Annotated in this window: 12 protein-coding genes; 8 read left to right on the forward strand and 4 right to left on the reverse strand. The window is 76.2% G+C overall.

What is annotated here, in order from left to right; genetic code table 11:
* The first annotated feature begins 7 nt into the window (after positions 1-7).
* Genes FJQ57_RS02420 through FJQ57_RS02435 form a run of 4 tightly spaced genes read left to right on the forward strand, consistent with a single transcriptional unit; the run spans position 8 to position 3,976 of the window.
* Positions 8-829 (forward strand): PP2C family protein-serine/threonine phosphatase, encoded by an 822-nt coding sequence (locus tag FJQ57_RS02420; RefSeq protein ID WP_139977643.1) that lies wholly within the window; start codon positions 8-10, stop codon positions 827-829.
* Positions 826-2,400, forward strand: coding sequence for an FHA domain-containing protein (locus FJQ57_RS02425; RefSeq protein ID WP_139977644.1), 1,575 nt, complete (start codon positions 826-828; stop codon positions 2,398-2,400). The genes FJQ57_RS02420 and FJQ57_RS02425 overlap by 4 nt, the downstream gene beginning before the upstream one ends.
* An 11-nt stretch (positions 2,401-2,411) precedes the next feature.
* Positions 2,412-3,569: an RDD family protein gene (locus FJQ57_RS02430; protein WP_139977645.1), complete on the forward strand. Its 1,158-nt coding sequence runs from the start codon at positions 2,412-2,414 to the stop codon at positions 3,567-3,569.
* On the forward strand, positions 3,566-3,976 hold the full coding sequence (locus FJQ57_RS02435; RefSeq protein ID WP_139977646.1) for an SRPBCC family protein: 411 nt from the start codon (positions 3,566-3,568) through the stop codon (positions 3,974-3,976). The genes FJQ57_RS02430 and FJQ57_RS02435 overlap by 4 nt, the downstream gene beginning before the upstream one ends.
* Before the next feature lie 172 nt (positions 3,977-4,148).
* Here the strand turns inward: FJQ57_RS02435 and lepB are convergent, their stop codons facing one another.
* Positions 4,149-5,012: a signal peptidase I gene (lepB, locus tag FJQ57_RS02440; RefSeq protein ID WP_246081549.1), complete on the reverse strand. Its 864-nt coding sequence runs from the start codon at positions 5,010-5,012 to the stop codon at positions 4,149-4,151.
* A gap of 68 nt (positions 5,013-5,080) precedes the next feature.
* On the opposite strand from lepB, the gene FJQ57_RS02445 reads away from it, so the two are divergent.
* A complete protein-coding gene (locus tag FJQ57_RS02445) occupies positions 5,081-6,697 on the forward strand; it encodes an AMP-binding protein (RefSeq protein ID WP_139977647.1) in 1,617 nt (538 codons plus the stop codon).
* Positions 6,698-7,114: 417 nt separating this feature from the next.
* Here FJQ57_RS02445 and FJQ57_RS02450 read toward each other — a convergent pair whose 3' ends face one another.
* Entirely contained in the window at positions 7,115-7,696 is a 582-nt protein-coding gene (locus FJQ57_RS02450; protein WP_139977648.1) for a GNAT family N-acetyltransferase, read from the reverse strand.
* Positions 7,693-9,888 carry a S8 family serine peptidase gene (locus FJQ57_RS02455; protein ID WP_170219240.1) on the reverse strand — a complete coding sequence of 732 codons (2,196 nt, stop codon included), beginning with the start codon at positions 9,886-9,888 and terminating at the stop codon, positions 7,693-7,695. The genes FJQ57_RS02450 and FJQ57_RS02455 overlap by 4 nt, the downstream gene beginning before the upstream one ends.
* A gap of 111 nt (positions 9,889-9,999) precedes the next feature.
* Here FJQ57_RS02455 and FJQ57_RS02460 point away from each other — a divergent pair, with 111 nt between their 5' ends.
* Together FJQ57_RS02460 and FJQ57_RS02465 are read left to right on the forward strand one after the other, a co-directional pair.
* The gene (locus tag FJQ57_RS02460) at positions 10,000-10,653 is read left to right on the forward strand and encodes an HAD family hydrolase (RefSeq protein WP_139977650.1); all 654 of its coding nucleotides are present in this window, start codon (positions 10,000-10,002) and stop codon (positions 10,651-10,653) included.
* Between the two features lie 55 nt (positions 10,654-10,708).
* Positions 10,709-11,104 (forward strand): cold-shock protein, encoded by a 396-nt coding sequence (locus FJQ57_RS02465; protein ID WP_139977651.1) that lies wholly within the window; start codon positions 10,709-10,711, stop codon positions 11,102-11,104.
* Positions 11,105-11,136: 32 nt separating this feature from the next.
* Here FJQ57_RS02465 and FJQ57_RS02470 read toward each other — a convergent pair whose 3' ends face one another.
* Entirely contained in the window at positions 11,137-12,579 is a 1,443-nt protein-coding gene (locus FJQ57_RS02470; protein WP_139977652.1) for an MFS transporter, read from the reverse strand.
* 101 nt (positions 12,580-12,680) lie between these two features.
* Between FJQ57_RS02470 and FJQ57_RS02475 the strand changes: the two genes are divergently transcribed.
* Positions 12,681-13,472 (forward strand): DUF3027 domain-containing protein, encoded by a 792-nt coding sequence (locus tag FJQ57_RS02475; protein ID WP_246081550.1) that lies wholly within the window; start codon positions 12,681-12,683, stop codon positions 13,470-13,472.
* Positions 13,473-13,527 lie beyond the last annotated feature (55 nt).

Below are 13,527 nucleotides of genomic sequence, written 5' to 3' on the forward strand. Positions count from 1 at the left end.
GCGCGCCGTGACGGGGGTCGAGCTGCACCACGGGGCGGCCACCGACGTCGGTCGGGTCCGCGAGGTCAACGAGGACGCCTACCTCGTCGCGCCCCCCGTCTTCGTCGTCGCCGACGGCATGGGCGGCCACGACCGCGGCGACGTCGCCGCCCGCATCGTCGTGGAGGAGTTCGCCGCGCTCGCCGACGCCGGCTACGACCCGCGCCGCGGCCCCGAGACCGTCACCGAGACCCTGCGGGCCGCCCAGGCCCGCATCGCGTCGTACGACGCCGAGCAGCGCGCGCGGGGCGCCCGCGACTTCTCCGCCGGCACCACCGCGGTGGTCGCCCTGCTCATCGAGGAGGCCGGCGAGCCGAAGTGGCTGCTGGCCAACCTCGGCGACTCGCGCATCTACCGGCTGCTCGGCAGCGAGCTGGAGCAGGTGAGCGTCGACCACAGCGTGGTGCAGGAGCTGGTCGAGTCCGGCGCCATCAGCCCCGACGACGCCGCCGTGCACCCCGAGCGGCACATCATCACCCGGGCGCTCGGCGGCCGTGGCCGGGCCGACGCCGACTTCTTCGTCCTGCCCCTGTCGGGGGCCGAGCGGCTGCTGCTGTGCTCCGACGGGGTCAGCGGCATGATCGACGACGAGCAGATCGGCAAGATCCTGCTGACCACCTCCGACCCCCGCGACGCCGCCGACCAGGTCGTCGCCGCCGCGGTCGTCGCGGGCGGCCGTGACAACGCGACGGCCGTGGTCGTTGATGTGGTGGGATTGGCCGACGACCGACCCTACGACTCCGACGCGCAGCGGGTGAGTCTCGAGCAGAAGCTGGGAGCGCTGCCATGACCGAGCAAGCCACCGCAGACCCGACCCGGTCCTACCGACCGGGCACCTGGTTCGGCGTCTTCGGCGCCGCCACCACGTTGCTCCTGCCCGACTCGGAGAAGGCCCGCGTCGGCGAGCTGTGGGCCCACGTCGACGACGGCGCCGGCTTCGACGAGGTCCTCGACGCGCTGCTGCGCTCGGGCCTGGCCACGCTGCCCGGCTTCGTGCTCGTCGGCTCCGGCGAGGGCCCGACCCGCCTGCTGCTGCGCGGCGCCTCGGTCCGCGCGACTGTGGTCACCGCCGACGAGACGGTCGAGCTCGACGGGTCGGCGGCCTCGACGTGGGTCGAGCGCACCCTCGACGGCGTGACCGCCCTGACCGTGCAGGTCGACGGCGGCGGCGCCGAGGCCGACGGCTCGGACGCGGGCGACCTGCCCATCCACGGTGGGCTCGTGCGCGTCGGCCGGATCGACCAGCCGGCCGCCACGGCCGCGGCGCCCGCTCCCGCCGGCGCCCCGGTGATCGGCGGCGCAGCCGGCGAGACCGGTGCCGCGGACGAGCAGTCGACCGACCAGCCCGACGACCTGCCGGCCGACGAGCCGCTCGGCGCCCCCGCCGGCAGCCGGCCCGCCGGGAGTGCGCCCGTCGTGCCCGACGTCCCCGACCACGACCCCGCGAGCGGGGTCCCGGCCGGCGAGGCCCCCCTGCCCCCGGCCCCGCTCGCCCCGCCCGTCGGGCCGCCGCCGGTGGGCCCGCCGCCGCCCACCGACCCGCCGTCGTGGTCGCCCGACAAGACCGACGCCCCCGTCGTCGACGCCGACCCCGAGCCGGCCCCGGTCGACCCTCCGGCCGCCTTCGACCCGGCGCCGGTCGACGTGCCCCCGGGTGAGCCCGAGCCCTCGCCCGCCGAGACCGAGACCGAGCTGCTCGAGATCTCCGACGAGCAGGACGTGGCCGACCAGCGGCCCGACCCCCTGAGCGACCCGCTGAGCGCCCCCCTCGATGCGCCGTACGCCGCCTCCACCCCGCCCCCGCCGCCGGCCGACCCGTTCCCGTCGGCCGAGGCGGCACCGCCGCCCCCGCCGCCGTTCCCCGCGGCCCCCGAGGGCTCCTCGCCCTTCTACGCGCCGACCGACGACAGCGACCACGACGGGCTGACCCAGGCGGGCGTCGACGCCGACGAGTTCTCGCGCCCGCAGACCGGGCTGCCCGGCCAGCCGCTGCCGCCCGACGTGGGGCCCTCGGTGGCCCGGCTCGCGATCTCCCACGGCGAGACGGTCGAGGTCGACCGCGTGGTCCTCGTCGGCCGCGCGCCGGAGGCCCGGCGGTTCACCACGACCGACCAGCCCCGCCTCGTCACGGTGCCGAGCCCGCTGCACGAGATCTCCTCGACCCACATCGAGGTGCGCCCCGGGTCCGGCCCCGACCACGGCAGCGCCGTGGTGACCGACATGGGGTCGACCAACGGCACGATCCTGGTCCAGCCCGGCCTCTCGCCCGAGGAGCTCAAGCCCGGCATCGCCGTCCAGCTCATCCCGGGGGCGACGATCAACCTCGGCGACGGGGTCACCATCCAGGTCCTCAACCCCTGACCGACCGGCCCGTGAGCACCACCCCGGTCGGCCCGACCTCGCACCCGGTGGCCGAGCTCGACCGCCGGTTCTACGCCGCCGCCGTCGACCGGCTCGTGGCGTGGGGGATCGTCGGCGGCGTCGGGTTCCTCGCGTGGTGGACCCTGGTGCGTGACGACCGGGTCGTCCTCGGCGTCGCGGTCGTCCTCGTGGTCGCCGTCGCGGTGCTGCTGGCCCAGGCCGTCCTGCTCGGCGTCGCCGGTACGTCGCCCGGCAAGTCGGCCCTCGGCCTGCGGGTGGTCCGCGCCGACGACGGCCGGCCGCTGGGCCTCGGCAAGGCCCTGGTGCGGGTGCTCGTCCTGGCCGTCCTCACCCTGCCGACGGCGGGCATCGGCTTGGCGACCCTGGCCTGGACGGCCGTCATGGACCCCAGCGGACGCCGCCGGGGGGCCCACGACCGCATGAGCGACGCCGTCGTGGTCGACGTGCGGCCGGTGCCCGGCGAGGTCGAGGCGTCCCCGCAGCCCCGGGCCGTGGTCAACCTGACCGCGATGCGCCTCGTGCCCGCCCCGGCGCCGACCCCGGCGCCGGCCCCGGTCGCCGCGCCCCGTCCCGCCCCGGCTCCCGACACCGTGACCATCGAGGTCGGCGCACCGACCGCACCTCCACCGCCGCCCCGGCCGGCGCCGCCGCCCCCGCCGCCCCGCACCCCGCCGACGGCGAGCCGCCCGACGGCCCCGCCGGGCGCGCCGCCCCGCCCGGCGTCAACCGGGGCCCCGTCGTCGGAGTCCACCGTCATCCGGCCGGCGCCCGGGCGCGACGGGGGGACGGCCGAGCGCGGCCGGGGCGACCGGCCGCAGTGGCGGGTCAGCTTCGACACGGGCGAGTCGTTCCTGGTCGAGGGCCTCGCGCTCGTGGGTCGCCGCCCGGAGGCCCGCGCCGGCGAGGACGTCGCCCACCTGGTGCCGCTGCGCTCCTCCGACATGTCGCTGTCCAAGACGCACGCACAGTTCACCGTCGTCCCCGACGGCGCCCTGGTGGTGATGGACCGCGGCTCGACCAACGGCTCGGTGGTGCTGCGCCAGGGCGTGCCCAAGTCGCTGAGCCCCGGCCGCCCCTCGACGCTCCTGGACGGCGACACCGTCCGCTTCGGCGACCGGTCCATGACCGTGGCCCGGGAGGTCCCGTGACGTTCGAGCACACCGCCACCGCCACCACCGACGCCGACCCGCCCGCGGTCTGGACCCTCTGGTCGGACCCCTCGAGCTGGCCCGGGTGGGACCCGTCGGTCGTCGCGGTCGCCCTCGACGGGCCCTTCGCCGCCGGCACGACCGGCACGATGACCCTGGCCGGGCCGGTCGACGTACCGCTGGAGCTGGCGGTGGTCGAGACCGGCCGTCGCTACCTCGACGAGCTGCGCCTCGGCGACCTGGTCATCCGCATCGACCACGTCGTCGAGCCCCGGGCCGGCGGCGGCAGCACCATCACCGTCACCACCACGATCACCGGCCCCGGCGCCGCCGACGTCGGCCCGATGGTCACCGCCGAGGCCCCCCTCGCCCTCGCCGCCCTCACGGCTGCGGCGGAGGCGCCGTAGGGGCCGACCTGCTGCGGGCGGGGGTCCCAGACGTCGGCGCGGGGGCGTGCCGTGATCGGAGGCCGACGGCGTCGGCCGGGTGCGACCGCGGGTGTCAGGTCGAGCGCAACCGGTCCGACGGCGTCGGCATCACGGCGCGCTCACGGGACGACGGCCGGCCGCCCGCAGCAGGTCAGTCAGACGCAGCGTCCGGCACGGCCTCGAACACGTCGGGGCGGCCGATGAGCTCGGCGTGGTCGAGCGGCCAGACGAGGCTGAACACCTTGCCGACGACGTTGTCGAGCGGCACGAACGGCCGGTCGGGGTCGCGCTTGGGCAACGACGGCTCGTCGGGGTCGCACTGCGCGGGCTGGCGCTTGCAGAGGCGGTCGGAGGAGTCGGCGGAGGCGGCCCGGTTGTCGCCCATGACGAACAGCCGGCCCTCGGGCACGGTGACCGACCAGTCGCGCGAGCAGCCGTTGACCATCGGGCCGTCGCAGTCGGGCTGGTCGCGGATGAAGGAGTCCTCGTCGACGGGGACGCCGTTGATGATCAGGCGGCCCTGGTCGTCGCAGCACTCGATGGTGTCACCGGGGGTGCCGATGACGCGCTTCACGAGGTGGCCGCCGGTGGGGTAGAGCCCGACCCGGGCCAGGCCCTTGGCGACGATGCCCTGGGGTCCGGTGCCGGGGTCGACCAGCCAGCTGCCGGGGTCCTCGAAGACGATGACGTCGCCGCGCTGCGGCTCGCCGCCGAACCAGTAGGAGACCTTCTGCACCAGGATCCGGTCGTTGGCCACGAGGCCGGGCTCCATGGAGGCCGAGGGGATGTAGAAGGCCTGGACGAAGAAGGTCTTGATGACCAGCGCCATGCCCAGGGCGACCACGAGGAGCACGATCGTCTCCAGCCACAGCGGCGCCCGACGCTTGTCCTCGGGGTGCACCTCGACGGGCTGCTCGACGGGCTGCTCGACGGGCTCGCCGGCGGCCGCTGACCCGTCGTCGCCGGGCACCGTCTCGTCGGCCGCGGGCCGGCGCACTTCGTCCTTGTCGGGCACGACGTGGAATGTACGCCAGCGCCCGCGAGCCCTGTGCTTCGAGGCGCAGTCGTGGTTGTGTCGGCGGCATGGAGTCCTACGCCCGGGGTGAGACCGACCAGCCGCTGCTCGAGGAGACGATCGGGGCGTCGTTCGACCGCACCGTCGCGACGTGGCCCGACCGCGAGGCGCTGGTGGAGGTGGCGACCGGACGGCGGTGGACCTGGGCCGAGCTCGGGCGCGACGTCGACGCCCTGGCCCGGGGCCTGGTCGCCTCGGGGCTCGAGGCGGGTGACCGGGTCGGCATCTGGGCTCCCAACTGCGCGGAGTGGACGATCACGCAGTACGCCACGGCCAAGGCGGGCATCGTGCTCGTCAACGTCAACCCGGCCTACCGCACGCACGAGCTCGCCTACGTCGTGCGCCAGAGCGGGCTGCGGTGGTTGCTGGCGACCCGCGCGTTCAAGACCAGCGACTACCGCGCGATGATCGCCGAGGTCGCCCCCGAGTGCCCCTCGCTCGAGCGCACCGTGCTCGTGGACACCGAGGACTGGGCCGACCTCGTCGCCGCCGGCGCCGACCTGCCGGCCGACGCGCTCGACGCACGAGCCGCCGGCCTGGGGCCGCACGACCCGATCAACATCCAGTACACCTCGGGCACGACCGGCTTCCCCAAGGGCGCGACCCTCAGCCACCGCAACATCCTCAACAACGGCTGGTTCACCACCGAGACGATCAACCTGACCCACGAGGACCGGCTGTGCATCCCGGTGCCCTTCTACCACTGCTTCGGCATGGTGATGGCCAACCTCGGCTGCACCACCCACGGCGCGACGATGGTCGTCCCCGGCCCCGCCTTCGAGCCCGCGACGACGCTGCAGGCGATCGAGGACGAGCGCTGCACCGCGGTGTACGGCGTCCCGACGATGTTCATCGCGATGCACGCCGACCCGACCTTCGGCGACCGCGACCTCTCGACGCTGCGCACCGGCATCATGGCGGGCTCGATCTGCCCGGTCGAGGTGATGAAGCGCTGCGTCTCCGACATGCACATGGCGGAGGTCTCCATCGCCTACGGCATGACCGAGACCTCACCCGTCTCCTGCCAGACGCGCGTCGACGACGACCTCGAGCGGCGTACGGCGACGATCGGCCGGGTCCACCCGCACGTGGAGGTCAAGGTGGTCGACCCCGTCAGCGGCGCCACCCTCGAGCGCGGCGAGCCGGGCGAGCTGTGCACCCGCGGCTACTCGGTGATGCTCGGCTACTGGGACGAGCCCGAGAAGACCGCCGAGGCCGTCGACGCCGACGGCTGGATGCACACCGGCGACCTCGCGGTGATGCGCGAGGACGGCTACTGCAACATCGTCGGCCGCATCAAGGACATGGTGATCCGCGGCGGGGAGAACATCTACCCGCGCGAGATCGAGGAGTTCCTCATCGGTCACCCCGACGTCCTCGACGTGCAGGTGGTCGGCGTGCCCGACCAGAAGTACGGCGAGGAGCTGTGCGCCTGGGTGCGGCTGCGTCCCGGCGCCGAGCCGCTCGACGCCGACGCGGTCCGCGCCTTCGCCACCGGTCGCCTCGCGCACTACAAGATCCCCCGCTACGTGCTGGTCGTCGACGAGTTCCCGATGACCGTCACCGGCAAGGTCCGCAAGGTCGAGATGCGCGAGAAGTCCGCCGCCGAGCTCGGGCTGTCCTGATTGGTCGACTCCGGCCAGGCCGGGTCTCGCTGGCCGCCCTCCGCTGGATGGTCGACTCCGGCCGGGCCGGGTCTCGCTGGCCGCCCCTGCCTGGGCACGCTGCCGCCGGTCTGGGTGGCGGCCGCCGAGCCCCGGGGCCTGGCCTGCGTCTCCGTGCGCCCTGTGGTGGGCCTGGGTGGGGGTTGGGGCGCCGTTCTGCTGGTCGGGTCCGGCTCGGCCAGGTCTGCTGGCCGCCGCCTGGGCGCCCTGCCGCCGAGCCCCGGGGCCCGGTCTCCGTCTCCGCGCGCCCTGTGGTGGGCCTGGGTGGGGGTTGGGGCGCCGTCCTGCTGGTCGGGTCCGGCCCGGCCCGCCCCGGGGCGGTAGTCCCTGGCAAGGATCACGCCCGGGCGCCCTCGCACCCGTGATCCCTGCCAGGGACTACCGCCGGCTCGGGGTCACCCACTCCGCGCGGAGCACGGCATGGATGGCGGTGTCGGTCCACGCGCCGTCGTCCCACCAGTCCTGGCGCAGGTGGGCCTCGTGGGTCATGCCGAGCCGGTCGCACAGGCGGGCCGAGGCGGTGTTGCGCGGGTCGAGCTGCGCGGCGACGCGGTGGCAGCCGAGGGGGCCGAAGCAGAGGTCGACGGCCGCGCGGGCGGCCTCGGTGGCGAGGCCCCGCCCGGCGACGGTGGGGGAGAAGACCCACCCGACCTCGGCGATCGAGCGCGCCGGCCCGGCCTTGAGCCGCACCATCACGTCCCCGACCACCCGACCGTCGAGGTCGGCGACGAGGGTCAGGGGCCAGTCGCTGTCGAGGTCGGCGTCCGGGCCGGCGGCCGCGGCCTCGAGCCACTGCGCCATCCGGGAGACCACGTCGTCGCGGCCCTGCGGCGGGAAGGGCAGGTAGCGGCACACCTCGGGATCGCCCCGGTAGGACAGCAGGTCGTCGACGTCGGCGTCGCGGGCCAGCCGCAGCACGAGCCGCTCGGTGCGCAGCGGCAGGTCCAGCGCGAGCGTCACCGCGTCAGCACCACCGGCACGCGGGTGGTGGTGCCGGTGGCGCCGCGCCACACGACGTACCCGTCGTCGACGCGGCTGCCTCGTCGCGGCCCGGCCGTCACCCTGAACGTCGCGCTCTCGCCCGGCCCGAGACGCAGCGCCGCCGGTGACACCCGTACGTCGCGGCGGAACCCGACCGCGCTGGAGGAGAAGTAGAGGCGGCGGCCGGAGACGTTGGTGACCCGCCGCGTCGTCGTACGCCGTCCGCCGGCGAGCACCACGGTGGGGCTGTTGAGCCGCACGGCGTCGCCGTCGAGCCAGGCGCGGTAGGCCGCCGGGTCGGTGAGCACGGCGAGCCCCGGGCGACGGGCGGCGCGGGCCCGCACCAGTCCGGCGCCGGCGCGGGTGACGGGGCTGCGCCGCAGCGGGCGGGCGGTGGTGACCAGGGCGGAGCGCACCTGGGCGGGGTCGGCGCCGCGGGCGAGGAGGGTGGCGGCGACGCCGGCCACGACGGCCGCGGCCGCGGAGGTGCCGGCGTCGACGTCCCACGAGCCCCGCTCGGCGGGCACGGCGGCCAGCACGTTGGTGGCGGGGGCGACGACGTCGGGGTCGACGGTGTCCGAGCCGGTGCCGGACCCGGAGAACCCGGCGACCCGGGCCGGGCGCTGGGCGGTGCCGCGGGGACGCAGGGCGACCCGCAGGCCGGGCCGGTCCGCGAGGGCGCGGCGCAGCACCCGACCGGCGCCGGCGGGGAGGTGGACCGTCGGCACGCTGTGCACGTCGGCGTCGACCGAGCCGCGGTCGCGGTTGAGCAGGACCATGGCGACGCCGTCGGCGAGGGCGACCGTGCGCGACTTCACGACCCGGCCGACCTGGCCGCGGTCGCAGACGACCACGGCGCCCGCGACCTCGCGGGCATCCAGCGACCCGGGGGCACAGACGCGCGCCTCGGCCGCGCGGACGCCGGTCGCGGCCGCGTCGGCGGCCCGGACGACCCGGGTCGGGCCCCGGCCACGGCGCGAGGCCATGGCGCCGGCCAGGCGCTGCCCGCCGGGCAGGACGACCTCACCCCGGCGCACGGCGCCGGTCGAGCCGCCCACCGAGAGCACCCACGGCGAGGAGTGCGCAGCGCCACCGGCGCCGTCGTTGCCGGCGGCCGCGACCACCACGACCCCGGCCTCGGTGGCCCCGAGCAGGGCCCGCTCGAGCACGTCGATCCCGGACGGCCCACCGACGGCGAGGGTGAGGACGTCGACGCCGTCGCGCACCGCGTCGTCGACCGCTGCGACCAGGTCGGCGACCGAGCAGCCGTCGTCGCGGGGGTCGGGGGCGTTCCAGCACGCGCGGTAGACCGCGAGCGAGGCGTCGGGGGCCTGGCCGCCGAAGGTGCCGAGGCGCTCCTCGCCCACCACCACGGGCACGCGGGCGTTGCCGACGGCGAGGGAGGCGGTGCGGGTGCCGTGGCCGTCGCGGTCGCGCGGGGAGATCGGCGTCGCGGCACGCACCGCGTCGACGCCGAAGCCGTCGACGTAGGTGCGGGCGCCGACCACGCGGCCCGAGCACGCGGAGGCCGGCCAGTCCGGCCCGGTCTCGCAGGCGCCGCCGAAGCCGGGCGGTGCCCCGGCGCTGGACCGGGGCGCGAAGACCGGGCTGTCGGGCGCCAGCCCGGTGTCGACCACGCCGACCACCACGCCCCGGCCCCCGCGGCGCGGTCCGGGCGGGGCGAGGGCGGCGGAGACCTCCTCGGGCAGGGCGGCGCGGGACGACGCGGGTGTCGGGGTCGAGGCGAGCGGCCGCACGGTGTCGGCCACCACGTCGAGCACCGCGGGCTCGCGGGCCAGCGTCGCCGCCTGCTCCTCGTCGAGCTCGACCGCCATCCCGTTGACGGCGGTCGTCCAGCGGTAGACGGGCTCGGGCGAGCCGACGGCCTCGAGCACCCGGTTCTGCTCGGCGAGCTGCCGCAGCGCCGCCAGCGGTCCGGGCAGGACCGCGCTGGCCCTCCCCGACGCCGTGCCGGGGGAGCGGAGCGTCACCAGGTGCAGCGAGGTCTCGGAGGACCCCGACGCCGGGGCGGGCGCCGGGTCGTCGGCCGCCACCGGTGCCGCCGGCAGCAGGGCGACCGCGGTGGCCAGCGCGGTCAGCGCCGCGCCCACCGCCGTCCCGGCCCGGGAGCCGGCCGGTCGCGTGCGGGCAGGGCGGAGCCGCGGACGCACGGCTCGTCCTGGGCGCACGGGCACCTCCGGTGGGGGATGGGTCGACCATTCTGGCCCACCCGTCCCACCCGCCGCACCCGAACCGGTGACCCCTCCACCTACGCTGGCCGGGTGAGTGCCGCTCCGGTGGTCGGGTTCGACCTCGACATGACCCTGATCGACACCGCACCCGGCTTCCGCTCCGTCCTGCGAGCCCTCGGCGAGGAGCTCGGCGTCGACTTCCCGGTGGCCGAGATGACCCGGGCCCTCGGGCCGCCGCTCGACCACCTGCTGGCGCCCCACCTGCCGGCCGCGGAGGTCGGTCCGGCGGGCGACCGCTTCCGCGCCCTGTACCCCGACCACGCCATCGCCTCCGTGCCGCTCCTGCCGGGCGCGGAGGCCGCGCTCGCCGCCGTACGACGGCACGGGGGGCGGGTCGTGGTGGTCACCGGCAAGTACGAGCCCAACGCCCGGCTGCACCTGGACCACCTCCGGCTCGAGGTCGACGCCCTCACCGGGTGGCTGTGGGGCGCGGGCAAGGCCGACGCGCTGCAGGCAGAAGGCGCCTCGGTGTACGTCGGCGACCACGTGCACGACGTCGAGGGCGCCCTCGCCGCCGGGGTCACCAGCGTCTCGGTGCTCACCGGCGGCTGCACCCGCGAGGAGCTGGTGGCCGCGGGCACCCACGTCGTCCTCGACGACCTCCACGCCTTCCCGGCCTGGCTCGACCAGCACCTGGCCGGGGGCACCCCCACGGACGCCACCGGGTCCACGCCGGTGGCATAGGGTGGCGCTCGCCCACGGGACGTCCCCGTGGGTGCGGTGCGTGGAGGGCAGTGCGGTGCCGAACGGCAAGGTCAAGTGGTACGACGCCGGCAAGGGCTTCGGCTTCCTGTCGCAGGACGACGGGCCCGACGTCTACGTGCACGCCGACGCGCTGCCCGAGGGCCTGACCGCCCTCAAGCCGGGCACCCGGGTCGAGTTCGGCATCGCCCAGGGTCGCAAGGGCGACCAGGCGCTGCAGGTCAAGGTGCTCGACGCCCCGGCGTCGGTCAGCCGCAACCAGGCCCAGGCCCGTCGCAAGCGCCCCGAGGAGATGGTCCCGATCGTCGAGGACCTCATCCGGGTGCTCGACGGCGTCGGCGAGGCCTACCGGCACGGGCGCCACCCCGACGCCAAGGCCGCACGCCCCGTGGCTAAGCTGCTGCGCGCCCTGGCCGACCAGCTCGAGGCCTGACCGCCCGACCGTCGCCACCCGCGCCGGGTCGCTCAGACGACCCGCGGCTCCTTCGCCGGCGTCGGTCCCACCGGCCGCCCGCCGCGTCCGCGGGGGCGCGAGGACAGCACGAACAGCGTCCACGCGGCGAGCACGGCCAGCGCGACCCCGAGCCCGAGCCGCGGCACCTGGGGGAGTGCGATGCCGACGAACCCGCCGACCACCCAGGCCAGCTGCAGGGTGGTGTCGGAGCGGGCGAAGGCGCTGGCCTGCACCCTCACCGGCACACCGGACTGGATGGTGGAGTCGAGGGAGACCTTGGCCAGCGACTGCGCCAGGCCGGCCACCAGCCCCAGCCCGGCCAGCGCCAGCAGGCCGTAGAACAGCGTGCCCACGAGCACGATGCCGACGTCGGCCAGCAACGCGAAGGTCACCGTCACCGCCGGGTTGATCTTCTTCAGCACCGAGGCCGCGAAGATGCCGATGGCGTTGCCCGTGGCCGCGCCGCCGATGACGATGCCGACCAGCGCCGCCTGCTTCGTCTCGGTCTCCCAGCCGGGCAGCGGGTGGTCGCGCAGCAGGAACGCCATGTACATGGTCAAGAAGCCCGAGAGCCACCGCGGCCCGAGGTTGGCCCGCAGTGCGTAGGCCACCTGCGGCGGGATCTGGGTGCCCTTGCGGTCGTTCTCGCCCGGTCGCAGCGAGACCTGCTGCTCCCCGGCGGTGGAGTCGACCTTGGCCGGCAGCAGGATCGCCGCCACCGTGCCGACCACGAAGACCAGGAACGCGTAGCGCAGCGACCACGACGCCCCGAAGTACGCCGCCGCGCCGGCCAGGGGCGCCGAGATGCCGCCGCCGACCAGGCCGGCCAGGGAGACCCGCCCGTTGGCCTTGACCAGCGTGAGGTCGTCGGGGAGCAGGCGCGGGATCGCGGCGGCCCGCGTGACGCCGTACGCCTTGGACGCGACGAGGACGCCGAGGGCGGCGGGGTAGAGCAGGGCCGAGTCGGCTGCGACCGCCCCCGCCAGCACCCAGCACAGGAACCCGCGGATCGCGAACGTCGCGCCGATGGCCCACCTGCGACCGTGGCTGAACTTGTCCAGGAACGGGCCGATGAGCGGCGCCACGATGGCGAACGGCAGCATCGTCAGGCCCAGGAACAGCGCCACCTGGCCGCGGGCCTCGCTCGTGGCGCCGGCGAAGAAGACGGTGGTGGCCAGCGAGATGGCCACGGCCGCGTCGCCGGCGGCGTTGGCGGCGTGGAGGTAGATGAGCCGGTTGAGCCCCGACTGCTCGGCGCCCTGGGCCCCGGCGGCCCGCCTGGCCTGCGCGACGGCGTACCGCCCCGCCCGGCCGGTGACCCGGGCCGCCCCCCGGGCGCCACGGGCGGTCGCGCGCGCCCCGGTGCCCAGGCCCCGGCCGACGCCCTGGCCCACGCCCTGGCCGCCGCGGGGGCGCTCGGTGCGCGCCTCGTCGTGGTCGGGGCCGGAGGTCATGCGGACCATCCTGCCCCGCGGGCGCGCGGGTGCACGTGCGGACCCGCCCGACGCGCGACCCGACCTGACAGCGCCACCGCCGATCCGTCACACTGGCGCCCGTGACGACCTCCGGCACCCTCGCGCGCACCCAGCCCGACTCCGTGGCCGCCCGGGCCGTGGAGGTGGCCCGCGCCGCCCTCCTCGAGGAGGTCCCGGCCGCCGAGGTCGGCGAGCACCTCGGCGTCGAGGCCGAGGTCGAGGCCGACCGCACCGTCACGCACTTCTTCGCCTGCAGCCGTCCGGGGTACGTCGGGTGGCGCTGGGCGGTCACCGTCGTGCGGGCCTACCGCCAGCGCACCGTCACCGTCGCCGAGGTCGTGCTGCTGCCCGGCTCCGAGGCCGTCACCGCTCCTGACTGGGTGCCCTACCGCGAGCGCATCCGCTCCGGCGACCTCTCGCCCGGCGACCTGCTGCCCGTCGACGACGACGACCCGCGCCTGGTGCCGACGTACTCCTTCGGCGACGACCCGCTCGACGCCGACGAGAAGGCCCAGGTGCGCCAGGTGGCCCAGGACCTCGGCCTGGGCCGGGTCCGCACCCTCTCGCCCGAGGGCCGCGACCTCGCCGCGCAGCGCTGGTACGACGGCGACGGCGGCCCCGACAGCCCGCTGGCCCAGGCCGCCCCGCAGTCGTGCAGCAGCTGCGGCTTCCTGGTCCGGCTCGCCGGCCCGCTCTCGCTGGCCTTCGGGGTCTGCGCCAATGCCGAGGCCAACGACGACGGCCGCGTCGTCTCGATGCAGCACGGCTGCGGCGCCCACTCCGAGGTCCGGCTGGCCAAGAAGCACGAGCCCCAGCCGCTGCCCGACCACGTCCTGGACACCATCGGCACCGACGACTTCGAGTCGTTCTGACGAGGGTCGGGCGACACGGTGGTCGAGGAAGGCGCCCCGGCGCCTGACCCGAGGC

Source organism: Nocardioides litoris (assembly GCF_006346315.1).
GTDB lineage: Bacteria > Actinomycetota > Actinomycetes > Propionibacteriales > Nocardioidaceae > Nocardioides > Nocardioides litoris.

What these genes read in the sequence shown, in the direction of transcription:
- FJQ57_RS02425 (WP_139977644.1), top strand. Translation starts at nt 826, where the DNA reads ATGACCGAGCAAGCCACCGCAGACCCGACCCGGTCCTACCGACCGGGC.
- FJQ57_RS02445 (WP_139977647.1), top strand. Translation starts at nt 5,081, where the DNA reads ATGGAGTCCTACGCCCGGGGTGAGACCGACCAGCCGCTGCTCGAGGAG.
- FJQ57_RS02470 (WP_139977652.1), bottom strand. Translation starts at nt 12,579, where the DNA reads ATGACCTCCGGCCCCGACCACGACGAGGCGCGCACCGAGCGCCCCCGC.